General features: G+C 61.1%; 12 protein-coding genes and 1 pseudogene. 1 reads left to right on the top strand and 12 read right to left on the bottom strand.

Going from position 1 to position 17,836, the window contains the following annotated elements; all coding sequences use genetic code 11:
- Window positions 1-3 precede the first annotated feature (3 nt).
- The 12 genes and pseudogenes from V7773_RS00065 to V7773_RS00010 form a co-directional block, all read right to left on the bottom strand.
- The gene (locus V7773_RS00065; RefSeq protein ID WP_336071519.1) at window positions 4-1,695 is read right to left on the bottom strand and encodes a putative porin; all 1,692 of its coding nucleotides are present in this window, start codon (window positions 1,693-1,695) and stop codon (window positions 4-6) included.
- 40 nt (window positions 1,696-1,735) lie between these two features.
- On the bottom strand, window positions 1,736-2,443 hold the full coding sequence (locus V7773_RS00060) for an energy transducer TonB (protein WP_336071518.1): 708 nt from the start codon (window positions 2,441-2,443) through the stop codon (window positions 1,736-1,738).
- 2 nt (window positions 2,444-2,445) lie between these two features.
- Complete coding sequence (locus tag V7773_RS00055; protein ID WP_072398773.1) at window positions 2,446-2,871, bottom strand: ExbD/TolR family protein; 426 nt, start codon at window positions 2,869-2,871, stop codon at window positions 2,446-2,448.
- A 10-nt stretch (window positions 2,872-2,881) separates the two neighbouring features.
- Window positions 2,882-4,681, bottom strand: coding sequence for a DUF2341 domain-containing protein (locus V7773_RS00050; protein ID WP_336071513.1), 1,800 nt, complete (start codon window positions 4,679-4,681; stop codon window positions 2,882-2,884).
- A 17-nt stretch (window positions 4,682-4,698) separates the two neighbouring features.
- Window positions 4,699-6,303, bottom strand: coding sequence for a ShlB/FhaC/HecB family hemolysin secretion/activation protein (locus V7773_RS00045; RefSeq protein ID WP_336071511.1), 1,605 nt, complete (start codon window positions 6,301-6,303; stop codon window positions 4,699-4,701).
- Window positions 6,304-6,329: 26 nt separating this feature from the next.
- Entirely contained in the window at window positions 6,330-6,932 is a 603-nt protein-coding gene (locus V7773_RS30310) for a transposase (RefSeq protein ID WP_014338096.1), read from the bottom strand.
- A 457-nt stretch (window positions 6,933-7,389) separates the two neighbouring features.
- The gene (locus tag V7773_RS00035; RefSeq protein WP_092143684.1) at window positions 7,390-8,187 is read right to left on the bottom strand and encodes a transglutaminase family protein; all 798 of its coding nucleotides are present in this window, start codon (window positions 8,185-8,187) and stop codon (window positions 7,390-7,392) included.
- On the bottom strand, window positions 8,184-9,134 hold the full coding sequence (locus tag V7773_RS00030; protein WP_003201699.1) for an alpha-E domain-containing protein: 951 nt from the start codon (window positions 9,132-9,134) through the stop codon (window positions 8,184-8,186). Before V7773_RS00030 ends, V7773_RS00035 begins: the two co-directional genes overlap by 4 nt.
- Before the next feature lie 3 nt (window positions 9,135-9,137).
- Entirely contained in the window at window positions 9,138-10,547 is a 1,410-nt protein-coding gene (locus V7773_RS00025) for a circularly permuted type 2 ATP-grasp protein (protein ID WP_003201697.1), read from the bottom strand.
- Window positions 10,548-11,360: 813 nt separating this feature from the next.
- Window positions 11,361-13,472, bottom strand: a complete 2,112-nt coding sequence (locus V7773_RS00020; protein ID WP_336071507.1) for a TonB-dependent siderophore receptor — start codon at window positions 13,470-13,472, stop codon at window positions 11,361-11,363.
- Between the two features lie 169 nt (window positions 13,473-13,641).
- Window positions 13,642-15,410, bottom strand: a pseudogene (locus V7773_RS00015) (sodium:solute symporter family protein).
- An 11-nt stretch (window positions 15,411-15,421) separates the two neighbouring features.
- Entirely contained in the window at window positions 15,422-15,688 is a 267-nt protein-coding gene (locus tag V7773_RS00010; protein WP_014338067.1) for a DUF4212 domain-containing protein, read from the bottom strand.
- Window positions 15,689-15,936: 248 nt separating this feature from the next.
- On the opposite strand from V7773_RS00010, the gene V7773_RS00005 reads away from it, so the two are divergent.
- Window positions 15,937-17,733, top strand: a complete 1,797-nt coding sequence (locus tag V7773_RS00005; RefSeq protein ID WP_336071504.1) for a methyl-accepting chemotaxis protein — start codon at window positions 15,937-15,939, stop codon at window positions 17,731-17,733.
- The last annotated feature ends 103 nt before the right edge of the window (window positions 17,734-17,836 follow it).

Below are 17,836 nucleotides of genomic sequence, written 5' to 3'. Positions count from 1 at the left end.
CGCTTAGAAGCGCGTGTTGATTTCAAGCTGCAAGACATCGATGTCGTACGGCGCGCCGTACACCGCTTCGGAACTCAACCAGCGACCGGTGGCGAAGACGTTGCTCGCCAGGCCATAGTTGCCACCCAGGAAATAACCCTTGGCGTTGGTGCCACCCAGATGGAATGACGAATCGTTGAAGCCGTCCGGCAAGGCATCGGGCTGGATGTACTTGTAGCCGGCGAACAGGTTCCAGTCGCCCTCGCGCTTGAGCTCCAGCGAGTTGCCAAGGGTGAACTGGAGCATCCAGGCGTTGGCGCCGCTTTCCACCTCGCCATTGCTGTCCAGGTTGTTGGCGAACTGCCCCGCGGAGCGCTTGCGCATCTCGCCTTCGTCGTAGCCCAGGTTGTGGACGTAATGAGCCTGGCTGCGCAGCTTCAGGTCTTCGGGCAGATCGGTGTCCCAGGCCAGATTCAGGTCCAGCAGGTTGAATTCCGAGGCCAGGCCGACGTATTGCGGCTGTGGCGTGGTGGACGGGTTGAGGGGATTGGGCGTGATGTCACGCAACAGGAACACGGTGTTGCCCTTTTGCATGAACGCAACGCGTGAACCGTCGCTGTCGCAGCCTGGATCACCGGCCCAAGGCTGGCACGGCGAAGAGCGCTGGCCTTCGATGTCGTCGAAGCGGTAATAGGCCAACGCGCCCTTGATGCGGTTGCTGTCGTTGATGGCCCAGTTGGCCCCCAGTTGCGCACCGTACAGCCACTTGTTGTCGCTCTCTTCCTTGTCGCTGCCATTGCTGGTGCTGGTGTCGTTGGTGTACTCCACCGGGAACGCGCCAACGGTACCGAACACGCCCCAGTCCTGATTGAGCTTGTGGTTGAAGTTCGCCGCCACACCGTCGAAGTTCAGGTCACCGGAATACAACAGGTCGGTGGAGAAGAACGGGTTGGCGAAACGCCCGCCGGTGAAGGTCAATTCGTCCGAAGGCTTCCAGGTCAGGTAGCCCTGGTCGAGCCAGATGTCTTTCTTGCCAAAGCCGCCACCGAGGGTCTGAGTGGTGGACACCGGGTTGTTGTCCGAGCCGGTGCCGATGCGGATACCCGCCGTCCATTGCGGGGCAATCACGGCCTTCATGCCCAGGCGTGCGCGCAGGCGGAACAGGTTCTCGCGGTCTTCACGGGTGTTGAGCAACGGCGGCAGGCTGGAGCTGCTGTTGGGGTTGACGTCGTAGGGCCCCTTGTCATTGAGCCGGGCGAAGTCGACGATTTCGTTGCTGTTGGTGCCCGAGTAATAGCGCGACTCATCCCGCAGGCGAATGTCGCCGTCAAAACTGATGCGCGAAACCCAGTCCGGGAAAGTATTGGGTTGGGCCCAGTTTTCCTGCTTGGCGGTGGCCATGACTTCAGCCTTGACCTGGTCGCGAATCTGCTCACGCACAATGTTCGGCACGTATTGCACCCGCACGTCCCCCGGCGCACCGGCCGGCGCTGCGGCAACCGCCGTGGCCGCCTGGCGGGCCTGCACGGCTTCCCGTTCAGCCTGGGCGATCAAGCCATCGGCCTGATCCTGTTTCAACACGCCCTGCTGTACTAGCAGGCGGATCAGATTGATCGTGGCGTTTTCCGAAGGCGCCGGGGCGGCCAACGCATGCCCGGACAGGCCCAGAACGATCAGGCCGACTGCCCACGACAATCGATTCACATTGGAAATCATCTGCACACAACTCCTGTTGGCAAACTTTCTAGAACTTCGACTAGCCCGGACGCTTTCCTTTAAATGTCATGCGTACAGGTATTTTCAGGGAGGCCGGTGGCCGTTCATTCAAATGCCGCGAAGCGCGCAGCGAAGCGATGACTTTCTCGTCGGTCTGCGGGTTGCCGCTGGACTTCGCCAGTTCCACACGGGTGACTTCCCCCGAGGCACTGATCCAGACATCGGCCTGCAACGTGAACTCCAGCCTGCGAAGCTCGGGGTCATCGCGCAGCAGACGCTGAAAGGAAACAGCCATCATCTGGCCGTAAGTGGCGTTCCCCAGCCCACCGCCACCGCCTGCCCCGGCCATGCCACCGCCCTTGCCGGCACCGATGTTGAAGGCGTCATTGCCGGACTGGGCATCGCCGTCCATCTGCATCGGATTCGCCAGGTCATCGACTGGCGACGGCGGCGCCTCTTCCTCGGGCTTGACCTCTTCGGGCTCCGGAGTCGGCTCTGGCTCGACCACCTTCTCCTCGACCTGAGGCTCCGGTTCCTTGGGTTTCTCCGGCGGTGGTGGGGGCGGAGGCGGCAACGGGATGATGGTCGGCACCTTCGGTGCTTCACGGCGCACGCCACTCATGTCGTTGGCCCACTGCCACAGCAGCCAGGCCGCCACGGCGACGAGCACCAGGCCGGCGGCCCACTTGAGCAGGCGCAGCGGCGAGGTCTTCACCGGGGGCGGATCGATGGGAAGTCTGGCGGTCATGGTCAGCCCTGGCTCGGTTTGCCGGTCACGAGACCGACCTGGGACAGTTCCAGGCGCCGCAACAGATCCAGCACTTCAATAACTTTCTGGTACTGCACCGTGGCGTCGCCGCGCACGATGATCGGGAAGTCCGGGCTCTGGGCCTTCTCGATGCGCAGGCGCTCTTCCAGCTCGGCCAGGGTCACCGGGTAGGCATCGAGGAACACCTGCCCGCCGTCGTTCACCGAAATCGCCTTGGTCTTGGCCTCGGACAACGACACCGAGGCACTGGCCTTGGGCAGGTTGATCTGGATACCCGACACCTGGGCCGTGGCGGTGAGGATGAACATCACCAACACCACCATGAGCACGTCCACCAGCGGCGTGATGTTGATGCTGTCGACCGCCGCGTCATCGTCGTCATCGTGTGAAGCGTTTACGCTAGCCATGGCGATTTCCTCAGGCCGGTACGGACGATGGGGCGTGATGATTGCGCCGATGCGCCGCTTCACCGGACTGGCCTTCGCCGTGCATCTCCGCCAGGCGCGTGATGAACTCGTCGACGAACACGCGCATGTCGGCGCTGACTTCCTTGTTACGGGTGATCAGGCGGTTGTAGCCAAACAGTGCAGGGATCGCGACGAACAGCCCCATCGCAGTGGCGAGCAATGCCGCGGCCATGCCCGGGGCAATGGCGTTGATGTTCACGTCACCGGCCATGGCCGTGCCGAGGAACACCACCATGATCCCCAGCACGGTGCCAAGCAGGCCGATGTACGGGCCGCCGGCGATGGCGTTGGACAGGGTCGAGAGCTTCGAGCTGAGCTGCTGGTTTTCCCGGGTACGCACGCCATCCATGGAACAGCGGATCGCTTCGATGGTGGCCGCCGACACCGACGAAGTGTCGGCGCCCTGCTCGCGACGGGTGCGGATTTCCTTGACGGCCACCAGGTACAGGCGCCACAGCGACGAATGTTGCAGGCGCTGGGCGAGGTCCTGGTCGTCGGCGAACATTTCCAGGCGCGTGCCGATCCTCGCGAACTGCTCGCGGAAGGCTTCGTTGGCGAGGCTGAGGCGACTGACCATGCGGTTCTTGCGGATCATGATGATCCACGACTGGAACATCATCAGCACCAGCACCCCGATGATCACCCAGGCGTCCATCGGCACGGCGTTGAGCAGGAAACCCAGGCTGCCGAAACCGAAGCCGGACTGCTCTTCATCGACGCCGTAGGCCACCAGTTTCGATTCGGCGCCCTGGGCATTGGCGTCAGCCAACAACAGTGGCGCCGGGCGGGCGACCTTGGACAGGCGCGCTTCGTCCATGGCCCCACCAAATGGCGCGAAGGCACCGGCGGAAACGTCTGCGCCCAAGGCCATCGGCGAGTTGAACGCGGGCATCGCCACCGCCAGGCTCGCGGTTTCACGCCCATTGACGTAGAGCACAACCCGGTCGCCCGAGGCGGTCAACGCCAGGTGCTGCCACTGGCCAGGATTCAGCGGCTGAGTCGAGACCGCACGCTGGTCATTGATCGCAACGAACGGCACACCCTGGTTCACGCCAATCAACAGGCTGGTGGTGGCTTCGCGACGGGCCAGGATGATCTGTTCGCCACTGGCCTGGTCCTGACGCAGCCAGGTACTGAAGGTGAACGCCGCACCGGCACTGTGTTGCATCGAAGGGCTGGCGGGCAACAGTAGCGGCTGGCCGTTGAACTGCAAGGCACGCCCGATCACGCCGTCGATGCTGACACCGGCTGCGCCCTGGGCATTGTTGCCGTAGGCCGTGGTATCCCGGGGCGGTACACCGGTGGCGCCTTCAAAGTGATACAACGCAGTGTAGTCCGGGTCGAAGGGCAACTGGCCGCTGCCTGTGGCCGGCGCCTTCTGGTTGCCGTAATACATCCACACGTCCTGACGCTGGCCGCCCTCCACATTGGGCACATCGACCCAAATCAGCGCCATGCCCATCAGCGGGTCGAAGCTTTCGATCTGGTGATTGAGCACGGTCTTGTCGTCGGCACTGACGAAGCGCAGGTCCGAGCCGTCTTCCTTGACCCCGTCGAAGGTGAAGTTGCCGGTGTGCAGGCGCACCAGCAACGCCGTGCGTCCCAAAGCCTGGGCGATGGCGGCGCCCTGGGGGGTGGTGTCCACCGAAATCTGTTTGCGATAGTGCCAATCGTCCTGCCACCAGGCATTGGCGGTCGCCGGAAGCACCAGCCCCAGGCAGATAAACAGGGATAACAGTAAGCGTTGCATGGACATGACTCCTGGGTTCAAAACGTCGCTTGCAGGTTGAAGTGCAGGCGCGATTCCTGTTTCGAGGTGTTCGGCCCTTCGAGCAGCGGATAGCCCCAATCGAGGCTGCCGGACAGCCATTTGCTCAGGCTCGCGCGGGTGCCGAGGCCGACGCTGGCGAGGCTGTAGTCGGCTTCCTGATCGGGCAGTTCGTCGCGCAGGTACAACTGCGCGCCTTCGGCGAAGGCATAGAAGCGCCACTCCTGGACATAACTGCCGAGAAACTTGGCCAAGGACGGGGTGCGCAGCTCCTGGGACAGCAGGTAGCCGTCATCACCGGTGCGCTCGGCGGCCAGGTAGCCACGCACCGAGGTGGCGCCACCGGCCGAGAATTGTTCGTTGGAAACCAGTGGCCCGGAGGCGAGTTGGAAGGCGGCCTTGGAGGCGGTCTGCCAATCATTGGCGAAGGTGAAGGTGTAATTGCCGTCGCCCTTGAGTACGGCGAAGCTGGGGCTGGCGCGATAGCGCTTGTAGTCGAATTCTTCGTCGGAGCTGCCGTAGCCCAGCAGACTGCGGGTACCCGCCACCAGGCTCAGGCCGAGGCCCAACTGGCTGGTTTCGGTGTAGCGAAAGCCGTTGTAGGCGAAGGTGAATGGCGCGTACTTGAGCGGTGCCTTGTCGCTGGCGCCGCCCAGGTTCAGCTCTTCCTCGAAGTCCTTGAAATCGACCCCGACCGAAAAGCTGTTGGCCCATGCCCCCGTGGACGGCAGGCTGTAGATCGCCGACACCCCATAGGAATGGCCTTTGCCCAATACGTTGCTACCGCCGACGGTCGCCACGTTGCTGTCGGATTGGTAACCCGAGAACTGCACGCTCCAGCGTTCGCTCAGCGGCGCGGTGTAGGAGCCCGACCAGACCTTGGCATTCTCGGTGTCCTGGGGCGCGGTGAAGAAGGTCAGCGAAACGCTGTGGCCCAGTTGCCAGAGGTTGTTGTAGCCCAGGCTGGCGACCGTTCGCAGCTTCTCGGTGTCGGCGCTGTAGTCGTTGTTCACCCCCAGGCTGGCCTGCCAGGGGTCTTGGTCTTCGACTTGCAAATCCACGTCCATGGTGCCGGGGCGCTGGCCTTCGCGCACCAGCGGCATGACCTGGCGCCCCGGGGTTTTGTTAAGCAGCGCCAGTTCTGCCTGGACCTGGGCGAAATCGGGCACCTCGCCTTCCTTGAGCGCTGGCACGTCATCACGAATTTCGACGGGGGAATAATGCTTGGCCCCCACCACCCGCACCCGGCCAATCTTGGTCTCGCTGACTTGCAGGTAGACGATGCCGTCTTCGACTTTCTGCTCGGGCAGTTCGACGAACACCGATTGATAACCCTGGGCCTGATAGGCCTTCTGCAAGGCCTCCCGGGCACCTTCGATGTCGCTCAAGGCCTTTTGCGGGCCGAGGAACGGGTACACCGCTTCCTCGATGGCCCGGGCATCGAGCACGGTGTTGCCCCGCACGAAATACTCGTTCACGTCCACCAGGCGCGTCGGTACCGCTTCGGCCTCCTGCCCTCCTTCTGCAGCGATTGCCGCCGGCCCCCCGACCGCCAGCAGCAACCAGCCCCACAGCGCCGGCCGCGATTTGAAGAAATGCTCCACACCACCCCCTGAATTCAAAGTACGGCTCAATTGCTTGCGGTCGATGTCGTGGCGTGCCGGGCCAGCCAGGTGTGCAAAAGCGCGAAGTTCAAGGAGAACTCCGGCATTTGCAGCAAGGCGCCACAGAACACTTCACCGATGATTTTCTGGATGAGCCGCACTGCCCGCGCGTCGCCCAGCAGTGTGGCGAGGTCTTTGCTCAGGACGTTGAAGCTCCAGACCTTCTGGTTCAGGTCCAGGCCGACGAACCAGCGAAACAGCAGGTTGTAGTTGAGTTGTTCGTAGAGTTGCTGCTCGCTGGGCACCGAATAGAGCAGTTGTAGCAAGAGGATATGCATGGCGGTTTGCGGTGCGATCAGCATCTGGGCGCCGGCATTCAGCCCCTGCAACACATCGCGATGGTCATCCAGCAGGTCGTCGATCTGCGGGCGTAGCAAAACCAGTGAATGGCCTTGCGGAATGTAGCTGGACACTTCCTTGAGCGCGCCCTGCCAGTCATCCTGGGAAACAATCCAGACCCACGGCGCGCCGTAGCGATACACCGAAACCGGCTGCTTGCGCGCCGCCTCGACGATCTTCGACAGCCGCTGGTCAAGCTCCTGCATGCCCACTTTCGAATAACGTTCCATAGTCCCCATCGCCTCACTCCCGGCTTCGCGCCCCGGCTCCAAAACGACCTGAAAGGTCCCCTTGAACACGTCACACAGGCATGACGGGAATGGCGATGTGCTACCGAACTTTTGTCATGAAAGCTTCATTTTGGAGGGCAAGGAGGGAGTGGGATCTTGTGGGAGTGTTCAACCAAGTGATGGGCGACAGCGAACCCTGTGGCGAGGGAGCTTGCTCCCGCTGGGGCGCGAAGCGGCCCCGGGACCTGCCGACTCGGTGTGTCAGGAAAATACCTTGGGGGCCGCTGCGCAGCCCAGCGGGAGCAAGCTCCCTCGCCACGGGGCGATGAGTACCGGCCTTATCGCGACCAGGTCGCTTCCACAACAGATTCTCGGGTGTTCACGACAATGACGTCCACCGTCAATCTCCTAGTGTGGAAGCGAGCCTGCTCGCGATGAGGCCACCAGGTTCCGCGGGTTATTGGTGCTGCACCTGCACCATCGAACTCACCTGCACCCGCGCCTGCATCTGTTCCGCCCCGCCCCCCCGGCGCATGCCGCGTACCGGGCAGGCGTCGAGGTAGTCTAGGCCGACCGCCAGTTTCAGGTGGCGGTCTGGAAGGGTCAGGCGGTTGGTCACATCGAAGCTGTACCAGCCATCATCCAGCCAGGCCTCCGCCCAGGCGTGGCTCGCCAGGTGGCTTTCATCCTCGGTGCACAAATAGCCGGAAACATAGCGCGCAGGAATGCCCAGGCTGCGAGCGCAGGCCAGGAACGCGTGGGTATGGTCCTGGCAAACCCCCGTCCCACCGGCAAACGCCTCGGCGGCTGTGCTGTTGACCGCGGTCGTGCCAGGGCTGTAGGGCATCCGCGCCGCCAAACCGTTCATCAGATCGGTCAAGGCCGTACGATCACGCCGGCCGGCGCATTGCTCGACGGCGAAGGCGCTGAGGGTCTCATCCGCCTGGGTCAGGCGACTGGTGCGCAGGAAAGGTAGCGGCGACTGGTTGTCCGGTTCCATCGCGATGGACTGATGGATTTCCACCTCGCCATAAGCTGTCAGGATCAAGGCACCGTGGGGCTCGTCCATGGTCATCACATGCAGGATGTTGCCATAGGGATCAAGCTGGCTGCGGACCAGTCGCGGCAGTTCCAGGTGCCATTGCAGGATACGCTGGCGCTGAGTGTCCCGGGGCGTCAGGCGCAGGAACTGGATGCTGGTGCAGACTTCATCGGCGTAGCTGTAGGTCGTGTCGTGGCGTATGGACAGTTTCATACGACCTCCAGGTAAGACTCATGGACGGTCTGGCCCAAGTGGCGGATCTGCCCGATCAAGTCGGTCAGCCATTGATGCAGGCCCGACGCCAGGATCTCATCGATCCCCGAATAACGCAGGCGTGCATTCAGTTCGGCGGCCAGGCGTTGCGCTGGCCGGCCGTTGTTGCCCGGCAGGCTGGCGAGAATGTGGTCCAGTTCCTCGATGCAGGCATGCAGCGAGCGCGGGACGTCAGCGCGCAGCAGCAACATCTCGGAAACCTGCTCGGCATTGGGCGCATTGCGGTAGATCTCGTTGAACGCCTCGAACGAAGACAACGCGCGCAACAAGGCACTCCACTGGTAGTAACCACGGGCCGAGTTGTCGCTGACCTCCTCCGATTCCTCGCCGAACATCTCATAGCGGGCGTCCAGCAACCGCAGCGTGTTGTCGGCCCGTTCGATAAAGGTCCCCAGGCGAATGAAGCAGTAGGCATCGTTGCGCATGATGGTGCCCGACGTCGCGCCACGAAACAGGTGCGAACGCTCCTTGACCCACTCGCAGAAATGGCTGATGCCGTAGCGCCCCAGGCCGTTGCTGGCGATGTTGCGCATTTCCAGCCAGGTGGCGTTGATGTTCTCCCACATGTCGGCGGTGATGCGCCCGCGCACGGCATGGGCATTGGTCCGCGCAGCTCGCAGGCAGCTGTAGATACTGCCGGGGTTGGTTTCGTCCAAGGCGAAGAAATGCAGCATGCGCTCGGTGTTGAGCGCGTCATAACGGGCGTTGTAGTCGTCCAGCGTACCGGCCGCCAGCAGCGACATCGCCAGTTCCGCATGGCCATCGCTGCGCCCGGCCTGGGGCATCAGCGACAGCGAATAGCTGACTTCGAGCATGCGCGCCAGGTTCTCGGCGCGCTCCAGGTAGCGGGACATCCAATAGAGGTCCGAAGCAGTTCTTGAAAGCATGTCTTAGTCCTCCACTACCCAAGTGTCTTTGGTGCCACCGCCCTGGGACGAGTTCACCACCAGCGAGCCTTCGCGCAGCGCCACGCGGGTCAGCCCGCCAGGCACCAGGCGCGTTTCCTTGCCCGACAGCACGAACGGACGCAGGTCGATGTGGCGCGGTGCGATGCCGCTCTCGACAAAGGTTGGACACGTGGACAGACTCAAGGTGGGCTGGGCGATGTAGGCTTCAGGCCGAGCCTTGAGGCGCGCGCGGAAATCTTCGATCTCCGCCGCGCTGGCGGCCGGCCCGACCAGCATGCCGTAGCCGCCGGAGCCCTGGGTTTCCTTGACTACCAGATCCGGCAGGTTGGCCAGCACATGGGACAGGTCCTGGGGCTTGCGACACTGCCAGGTGGGCACATTCTTCAGGATCGGTTCTTCGGTGAGGTAGAAGCGGATCATTTCGTCGACGTAGGGGTAGATCGACTTGTCGTCGGCCACGCCGGTGCCGACCGCGTTCGCCAGCACCACATTGCCCGCGCGGTACACGGCGATCAGCCCGGGCACGCCCAACATCGAATCGGGGTTGAACGACAGCGGGTCGAGGTAGGCATCGTCAAGGCGACGATAAATCACGTCCACCTGTCGTGGGCCGGCGGTGGTGCGCATGTACACATGGTCGTCACGCACGAACAGGTCAGCGCCCTCCACCAGTTCCACGCCCATTTCACGGGCCAGGAACGCGTGCTCGAAATAGGCACTGTTGAAGCGCCCCGGGGTCAGCACCACGGCGGTGGGGTTCTCGAGGGGGCTTGAGCTCTTGAGGGTGTCGAGCAGCAGGTTCGGGTAATGATCGATGGGGGCCACGCGCTGGGCGGCGAAGAGCTCGGGGAACAGGCGCATCATCATCTTGCGGTCTTCGAGCATGTAGCTCACGCCGCTGGGGGTACGCAGGTTGTCCTCCAGCACGTAGTAGCTGCCGTCACCGTCGCGAACCAGGTCGACACCGGCGATATGGGCGTAGATGCCCCGGTGCAGGTTCAGTCCCTGCATCGCGATCTGGTAGCCCTCGTTGGCGAGCACCTGCTCGGGCGGGATGATGCCCTCCTTGAGGATGTGCTGCCCATGGTAGATGTCGGCCAGGAACATGTTCAGGGCCTGGACCCGCTGAATGCAGCCACGCTCGACCATCTGCCATTCGCTGGCCTTGATGCTGCGGGGAATGATATCGAAGGGGATCAGGCGCTCGGTGCCCTGCTCGTCCCCATAGAGGGTGAAGGTGATACCGGCTCGATGGAACAGCAGGTCGGCTTCGCGGCGGCGTTGTTCAAGCAGTTCAAGCGGGGTGTCCGCCAGCCAGCGCGAGAAGGCTTGGTAATGCGGGCGGCAGTCACCCTTTGCGTCGTACATTTCATTAAAAAAAGCGTGGGGCATAGCCAACTCCCAGCCGCGTTCTACACGGCATTTCTTATCACTTCGTCATTCCAATGGTCTGGCCTTGCTTTGTTTTAATGAACCCTGTTTCTCCGTGATACCTCGATAGCAGTGGTCTCTGATCTGGCCTTTGCGTCTGGATGACGTGCGCCCCCTGATTAAATCTGCGTGGTCACTCCTGTACTGAATCCAACGGTTCGGTGGTTTCGCTGTTGAGGTCTAGCAAAGGCTGTGCCTAAGCGCGATGCCTCAAGACTGCGCTAGAAAAACCATCGCAAAGTTGTTTAAAAGCGAAATTTGTTTTCATTTATACGACAAAACACCGTAAGAAGGCTGAAACGTTTATTTCAGCCTTCTCCAGCGAACCCTGGAACGGGTCGAATAGGTGCAAAAAGGCAGGTGCCAGGGATTCAATGCCCTGAAAGGGGGAAATTTTTACTCACAGCTGATGCCAAACGCTTGGTTCCTGCGGGGAGCGCCTTCTAGATCATGCTTGGATGTTGTTTTTGGGGGCTCAGAATTTGTATGCGCCACAAATCCCTTGTGGCGAGGGAGCTTGCTCCCGCCGGCGTGCGAAGCAGGTCCCGGCGGTTCTTCAGGGCGACCGTATCAGCCGGTTTTGCGACTGCTGCGCAGCCGAGCGGGAGCAAGCTCCCTCGCCACGGGCAAGCTCACCGGTCCAGGCCAGCAAGGCTGCCCGCAGGAAAAAACTGCCGCAAGCCGACTCTACCCTCTGCTCCCCAGTGGAGCAGATTCGGTAGCAATGACTGGAAGACGTTCGCAAGTCATCCGGGCACTCTTATTGAGATGTCCTCAGAAGGTCACGCTGGCACTCAAACGGGCGGTACGCGGCTCGCCGACATTAACCTGCAACTGGCTGCCAGTGGACGAGGGGTAGTACTGCTTGTCGAACAGGTTGTCGACGTTCAATTGAAGCGACGTCTTGTGCCCGAACATTGGAGCGTCCCAGCGCAGGAAGGCGTCGGCGACGGTGTAGCTGCTCAGCCAGAAATCGTTGGCGTTGTTGGCGGCGCGTTCGCCGACGTAACGAGCGCCGGCCCCCGCATGCCAGGCACCGAATTCGGCGGGTACGTTCAGGTGGTGGGACAGGTAGAGGCTGGCGGTGTGTTTAGGCGCGTCGGAGAGGCGATGGCCCTCGTCGTCCGGATCGTCCAATATTTCTGTGTGGGTGTAGGCGTAAGTGCCGATCAAGTCCCAACGGTCGGCCAGGCGGCCGGTGATGTCGAGTTCCAGGCCTTGGGAGCCGACTTTGCCGGCGGCTTCGGAGACTTCATCAACGGTGGTCACGACGTTCTTCTTGACGATGTCGAACAGGGCAAGATTGATATTCAGTCCCGGCAGTGGATCGTACTTGGCGCCGACCTCATAGCTGCGCCCTTCCTCCGGTTTGAAGGTACGACTGTCCTTGTCGACGACATCGTTGGGCTTGAATGACCGGCTGTAGTTACCGTACAGCGACAGGGCGTCCGTAACTTTGTAGACCAGCCCGAGGAACGGAACAAACGCATCGCCATTGTCGTCGCGAACCGGCGGTGCCGGGACCAGTCCCTGCGTGGTGTATTGATCGTAATGTTGGTAGCGGCCACCCACGACCAGAATCCAACGATCATCAAGGTGCCAGTTGTCCTTCAGGTACACCGAGCTGGAAGTCAGTTGGTTGCTCAAGTTGCTTTGGGTCGGGTTTATTACGCTGGGTTCTGCCAGGCTACCATATACCGGAGCGGTAATATCGATGCGCCCTTGTGTCGTCCCACGGTAGGTCTTGCCACGGTATTGATCGGACACCTGGTTATCAACGCCAACCAGCAGGTCATGACGCTGGCCAAACAATTGCTGCTTACCCATGAAATCCCAGCTCGCGTAGCGGGTTTCATCATCGTAATGAGCGCCGTTGGCCCTTCGGCTCAACATATTTCCGGTCAGGGTGCCAGGCTGCGCAATCGAAAGACTGTACCGGTCATTGTTCCACCCGTAAGTCACCCGGGTTTTCCACGCCTCGCTCAGTTCATACTCAAACCGCGCGATGGCCGTTTCACGAACTCCCACGCTCTTGGCCCATGGCTCGTCGAGGCGCTTGTCGTAGTCGATGTCCGCCGGATGCCCGTTGCGGAACACCGTCCCACGATCGAATGGATTGGAATATTCGTTGTACTCATAGCTGAGATTCAACGAGGCCCGCTCACCCGTCCAAGCCAGGGACGGCGCGACCAGCGTGCTCTCGTTGACCCCGTAGTTGCGCCAGTAATCCTCGTGACCACGCTCGGCAATCAAGCGATAGGCCAGGCCGGTGTCTCCCAATGGCCCGGTGGTGTCCAAGGCCATGGTGCCGCCGCCTTCGCTGTAGGCCGAGCCGCTCAGCGTGGTGCTTTGCGTGTATTCCGGTTTCTTGCTGATGACGTTGACCAGGCCACCGGGCTCCAGCGCGCCGTACAACATCGAGGCCGGGCCCTTGAGCACTTCGACGCGGTCGGTGGTGGCGCTGAAGTTGTGGCCCAGGTTCGAACGCACACCGTCGCGCAGGATCGAGCCGTCGTCGTTGGTGCCGAACCCGCGCTTGACCAGCGAATCCCTCGAGCCGCCCAGGGTGTTGCCCTGACTGACGCCGCTGACGAACTTCATCGCATCGGCCAGCGAGCGCACCTGATAGTCGGCCAGGGTCTGCTGGGTCACCACGTTGATCGATTGCGCCTCTTCCTTGATCGGTACATCGCTCTTGCTCGCCGTACTGGCTTGCGACGTCGTATAGCCCTCGTCCTGAGTGACGCGACTGCCCTGGATGTCCGTGGCCGGGAGTTCGAGAGCGGCCTGCGCCCACACCGGGCTTGCGATGAAGCAGTAAGACAACGTCGGCAATACACACTTGATGAAGACGTTGCGATTAGCGAGAGGGGTGGAACGATTCAAGACGCGCACTCACAGAGGGTTGGAAATGCGAGGGAATATACTTTGAGAATGATTCCCAGTAAATCTTTCTAACATCTCCCCGCTTGACTCTGCGCACAAACGAGGGCGCCGGATGATGAGTCCGGCGCCCTCGTTTGTTTCCCTCTCCCAGTCTTGGGCTGATCAGTGGTCAGTGGTCGATGGCAGCACCGGCTCCTCTCGGTATGCGAATGTCTTCGACCAGGTGCTGGATGTGCTCCGGTGGCGGCGCGGTAAAGCGCGACACCACCACTGCGGCCAGGAAGTTGAAGACCATCCCCAGCGTGCCGATGCCTTCAGGGGAAACACCCAGCCACCAATGTTCAGCCGTGTTCATCGTCGGGTTGATGAACTTGAAGTAGACGATGTAGGTGAATGTGAAGGTCAGCCCGACAATCATCCCGGCGATCGCGCCTTCGCGGTTCATGCGTTTGGAGAAGATCCCCATGACAATGACCGGAAAGAAGGAAGACGCCGCCAACCCGAAGGCGAACGCAACCACCTGGGCGACGAACGCGGGTGGATAAATGCCAAACAATCCGGCAATCAGCACCGCCACACCGGCGGCAATGCGTGCCGCGAGCAACTCCTGCTTCTCGTTGATCCTGGGCATGATGTTGCTCTTGAGCAAATCATGTGAGACCGACGTGGAGATCACCAGCAACAGCCCCGCAGCCGTGGAAAGCGCCGCCGCCAGTCCACCGGCAGCGATCAGTGCGATCACCCAGCCCGGCAGGCCGGCAATTTCGGGGTTGGCCAACACCATGATGTCGTTATCGACGTAGAGTTCGTTGGCCACTGGCGAGAGCTGGTTCTTGAGCAATCGCTGCTCATGCGCCCCACGCTCACCAGTAAAACTCGGCGCCCCGACCAGGGCCGCACCCGGGCTGTATTGGATGATGCCGTCGTTGTTCTTGTCCGCCCACGCAATCAGTCCGGAATTTTCCCAGGCTTTGAACCAGGCTGGCGCGGTGGCATAACTGACGTTGGGAATGGAGGTCAGCAGATTGGTACGTGCGAAGGCCGCCACGGCCGGCGCGGTGGTGTAGAGAATGGCGATGAACAGCAATGCGTAGCCTGCTGACTTACGGGCATCACGTACGGTCGGCGTGGTAAAGAACCGCACGATCACATGGGGCAGGCCGCAGTACCGACCATCAGCGCCATGGTGATGAAGAACACGTCCATTGTCGACTTGGTGCCATCGGTATAGGCGCTGAAGCCCAACTCGGCACCCAGACCGTTGAGCCGCTCGATCACGCTCTGCCCCGAACCGCCCACTTCGCTGATAAAGCCCAACTGCGGTATTGGGTTGCCGGTGATCATTATCGAGATGAAAATCGCCGGCACCATGTAGGCGAAAATCATCACGCAATACTGCGCCACCTGGGTGTAGGTGATGCCCTTCATGCCGCCCAACACCGAATAAAAGAATACGATGGCCATGCCGATCATGACACCGACGTTGATATCCACTTCCAGGTAACGGGAAAAGACGATCCCGACGCCGCGCATCTGTCCCGCCACATAGGTGAAGGAAATGAAGATCACGCAGATCACTGCCACCACCCGCGCCGTCTGCGAGTAATAACGAGTCCCGACGAACTCGGGTACGGTGAACTTGCCAAATTTTCGCAGGTACGGCGCCAGGCACATCGCCAACAGCACGTAGCCCCCGGTCCAGCCCATCAGGTAGACCGAACCGTCGTAACCGGCGAAGGCAATGATCCCGGCCATGGAGATGAACGAAGCCGCCGACATCCAGTCAGCACCGGTGGCCATGCCGTTGAGTACCGGATGCACGCCCTTGCTGGCAACGTAGTACTCGCTGGTGGAGCCGGCACGCGTCCAGATTGCAATCGCGATGTACAACGCGAAGGAGGCGCCTACGACCAGATAAATCAGGGTTTTTGTGTCCATGTGCGCCACCCTCAGTCTTCGTGGACGTCATATTTGCGATCAAGCTGATTCATCTTCCAGACATAGAAGAAAATCTCGAGCACAAAGACGTAGATGGAACCCTGCTGGGCAAACCAGAACCCCAAGGGTGTACCGAAGAAACTGATGGTGTTGAGTGCATCAACCAGCAAAATGCCGAAGCCGAACGACACCAGGAACCAGATAGCCAGCAAGACCAGCATCCAGCGTAGGTTTTCCGTCCAGTAGGCACGCGCAGCCTGTTGCTTTTCAGTGGACATGGAGGCGTCCTCCCGTGTTGTTTTTATTGTTTTGCACTTCAAACCGTAGCAGTCGTCAGGCAAGGCGCAGTACGACTTTCGTCTAATTCGCTCCAACAGGTATTGACATCTCTATCTTATCGTCATGCCAGACTGAAGAGCAGCAGAGTCTCCAGGGTGATATCAAATAGCCCTATCCGCCCCTAAAGCTTTGGCGCTCGCGGTCGAATGTATTCCATTGAGAGATTTTTTTGCCCAGGAGCAGCGGCATGCAGACGTTAAAGGCCTTGTACGAGTCTATCGAGATGCGGTTTTTCGATACCCTCACCAAAAAACTATCGAGCCTTTTCCTGTTGGTGCTGGTCAGTGGCTTGCTGTACTGGGTGGCTCTCAGCGCCCGCGCCGAGATCGTGCTGCAGTTGCGCAATGCGCAGTTGGACGGCGCCTTGCTTGGGCAGATCGAAGGTCGGCTCGACAGCCTCACCCATGCCCTGCTCTTCGGCGCGTTCCTGACGCTGTGCATGATCAGCTTCATGGTCTGGTATTTCCGTCACCTCATCGTGCGTCCCGTCACCGCCATGACCAAGGCCCTGGAAGAGATCGCCAACGGCGAAGGTGACCTGTCCAAGGACCTGCCGCTGGTGACTCACGACGAAATCCGCGTGCTGGCCGGCACTTGCAACCGTTTCCTGGCCAAGCAGCGGGAGATCATCAGCAACGTCCAGGCACTGACCGTGCACATCGCCGTCGAATCGGCCCGCTCGTTGAAGAACATCAGCGACTCCAGCGACAGTGCCACCCACCAGGCTCGCTTCGCCAAGGAAGTCATGGACCAGAGCAACACCGCCGTGGGCCGTATCGAAGAAGTCTCGCGCCAGACCCAGGGCATTTCCAGCACCACCGCCCAGAACCTGAGCATGGCCCGCGACTCCTACGCCGAGCTGCTGGAAGTGACTGGCAACATCAGCGAAATCTCCAGCAGCCTCGGTGAATTTGCCACGCTGGTGAACGCCTTGAACCAGCGTTCCTCAAGCATCAAGTCGATTGTCGGGTTGATCCAGCAGATCTCTGCCCAGACCAACCTGCTGGCCCTCAATGCCGCCATCGAAGCCGCCCGGGCCGGCGAAAGCGGTCGGGGCTTCGCGGTGGTCGCCGATGAAGTGCGGACCCTGGCACAAAACGTCAGCCGGGCCACCGATGACATCTCACGCAACATCGACGCCATGCTCGAGGAAGTCAGCTCCACCCACGAACAGACCACCCAGATCAGCCACAGCGCCCGGGAAACCCAGAAAGTGGTGGAGCGCGCCTCCGGTCATTTTGAAAGCATGATCGGCGATTTCGAATCCACCAACGGCAAGCTGGCGGACATTGCGACCCATATCCAGCAGTTCGCCGACAGCAACACGGGGATCAACGACCGAGTCACTCAGATCCACGCCGACAGCCAGTTGATCGACCAGCGCATGCAGCATTCGGCAACGGCCACCCGCGACCTGTCCGGCGTGGCCGAAAAGGTCCAGGCGCTGCTGGGTCGCTTCGTGCTCGGCCACGGTAAGCTGGACGCCGCCATCACCCGCGCCAGCGAGTGCCGCGACACGCTCCAGGTTCGCCTGGAGGCGCTGCAAGGTGAAGGCCTGAACCTGTTCGATCAGAATTACCAACCGATTCCCGGCACCGACCCCAAGCAGTACATGACCAGCTACACCGAACGCTTTGCCCAGATCTGCCAGGAGGAATGCGACAAGCTCACCCGCAGCACGCCGGGTGGCAAGGTTTCGTTCATTGTCGACAGCAAGGGCTACTGCCCGGTGAATAACAGCTGGGTCTCCAAGCCGCCAACCGGCGACCGGGCGGTGGATTTGCCGGTGTGCCGCAACAAGCGAATCTTCAACGACCCGATCGGCCTGCGTGCGGCGGGCAACGTCCAGCGTTTCCTGCTGCAGACCTACCTGCGCGATACCGGGGAAATCATGACCGAGATCGACGTACCGTTCTTCTTCGGCGGCCGTCATTGGGGCAATTTGCGGGTGGGCTTCGATGCGGCGGTGTTGTTGGCGGAGTGATCAACAGCGCAATCAAGCCAGACAACTAACCATGTCCACGGACCAAACACTACCCTGTGGCGAGGGAGCTTGCTCCCGCTCGGCTGCGCAGCAGTCGCAGAAT

This window comes from Pseudomonas sp. 3JA (assembly GCF_036961705.1).
GTDB classification, from domain to species: Bacteria; Pseudomonadota; Gammaproteobacteria; order Pseudomonadales; family Pseudomonadaceae; genus Aquipseudomonas; species Aquipseudomonas fluorescens_Q.
Note: the sequence above shows the minus strand (reverse complement) of the source record. Positions and strands in the feature narration are given on the sequence as shown.

What these genes read in the sequence shown, in the direction of transcription:
- V7773_RS00035 (WP_092143684.1), bottom strand. Translation starts at nt 8,187, where the DNA reads ATGAAACTGTCCATACGCCACGACACGACCTACAGCTACGCCGATGAA.
- V7773_RS00050 (WP_336071513.1), bottom strand. Translation starts at nt 4,681, where the DNA reads ATGCAACGCTTACTGTTATCCCTGTTTATCTGCCTGGGGCTGGTGCTT.
- V7773_RS00055 (WP_072398773.1), bottom strand. Translation starts at nt 2,871, where the DNA reads ATGGCTAGCGTAAACGCTTCACACGATGACGACGATGACGCGGCGGTC.
- V7773_RS00060 (WP_336071518.1), bottom strand. Translation starts at nt 2,443, where the DNA reads ATGACCGCCAGACTTCCCATCGATCCGCCCCCGGTGAAGACCTCGCCG.
- V7773_RS00030 (WP_003201699.1), bottom strand. Translation starts at nt 9,134, where the DNA reads ATGCTTTCAAGAACTGCTTCGGACCTCTATTGGATGTCCCGCTACCTG.
- V7773_RS30310 (WP_014338096.1), bottom strand. Translation starts at nt 6,932, where the DNA reads ATGGAACGTTATTCGAAAGTGGGCATGCAGGAGCTTGACCAGCGGCTG.
- V7773_RS00065 (WP_336071519.1), bottom strand. Translation starts at nt 1,695, where the DNA reads ATGATTTCCAATGTGAATCGATTGTCGTGGGCAGTCGGCCTGATCGTT.
- V7773_RS00005 (WP_336071504.1), top strand. Translation starts at nt 15,937, where the DNA reads ATGCAGACGTTAAAGGCCTTGTACGAGTCTATCGAGATGCGGTTTTTC.
- V7773_RS00010 (WP_014338067.1), bottom strand. Translation starts at nt 15,688, where the DNA reads ATGTCCACTGAAAAGCAACAGGCTGCGCGTGCCTACTGGACGGAAAAC.
- V7773_RS00025 (WP_003201697.1), bottom strand. Translation starts at nt 10,547, where the DNA reads ATGCCCCACGCTTTTTTTAATGAAATGTACGACGCAAAGGGTGACTGC.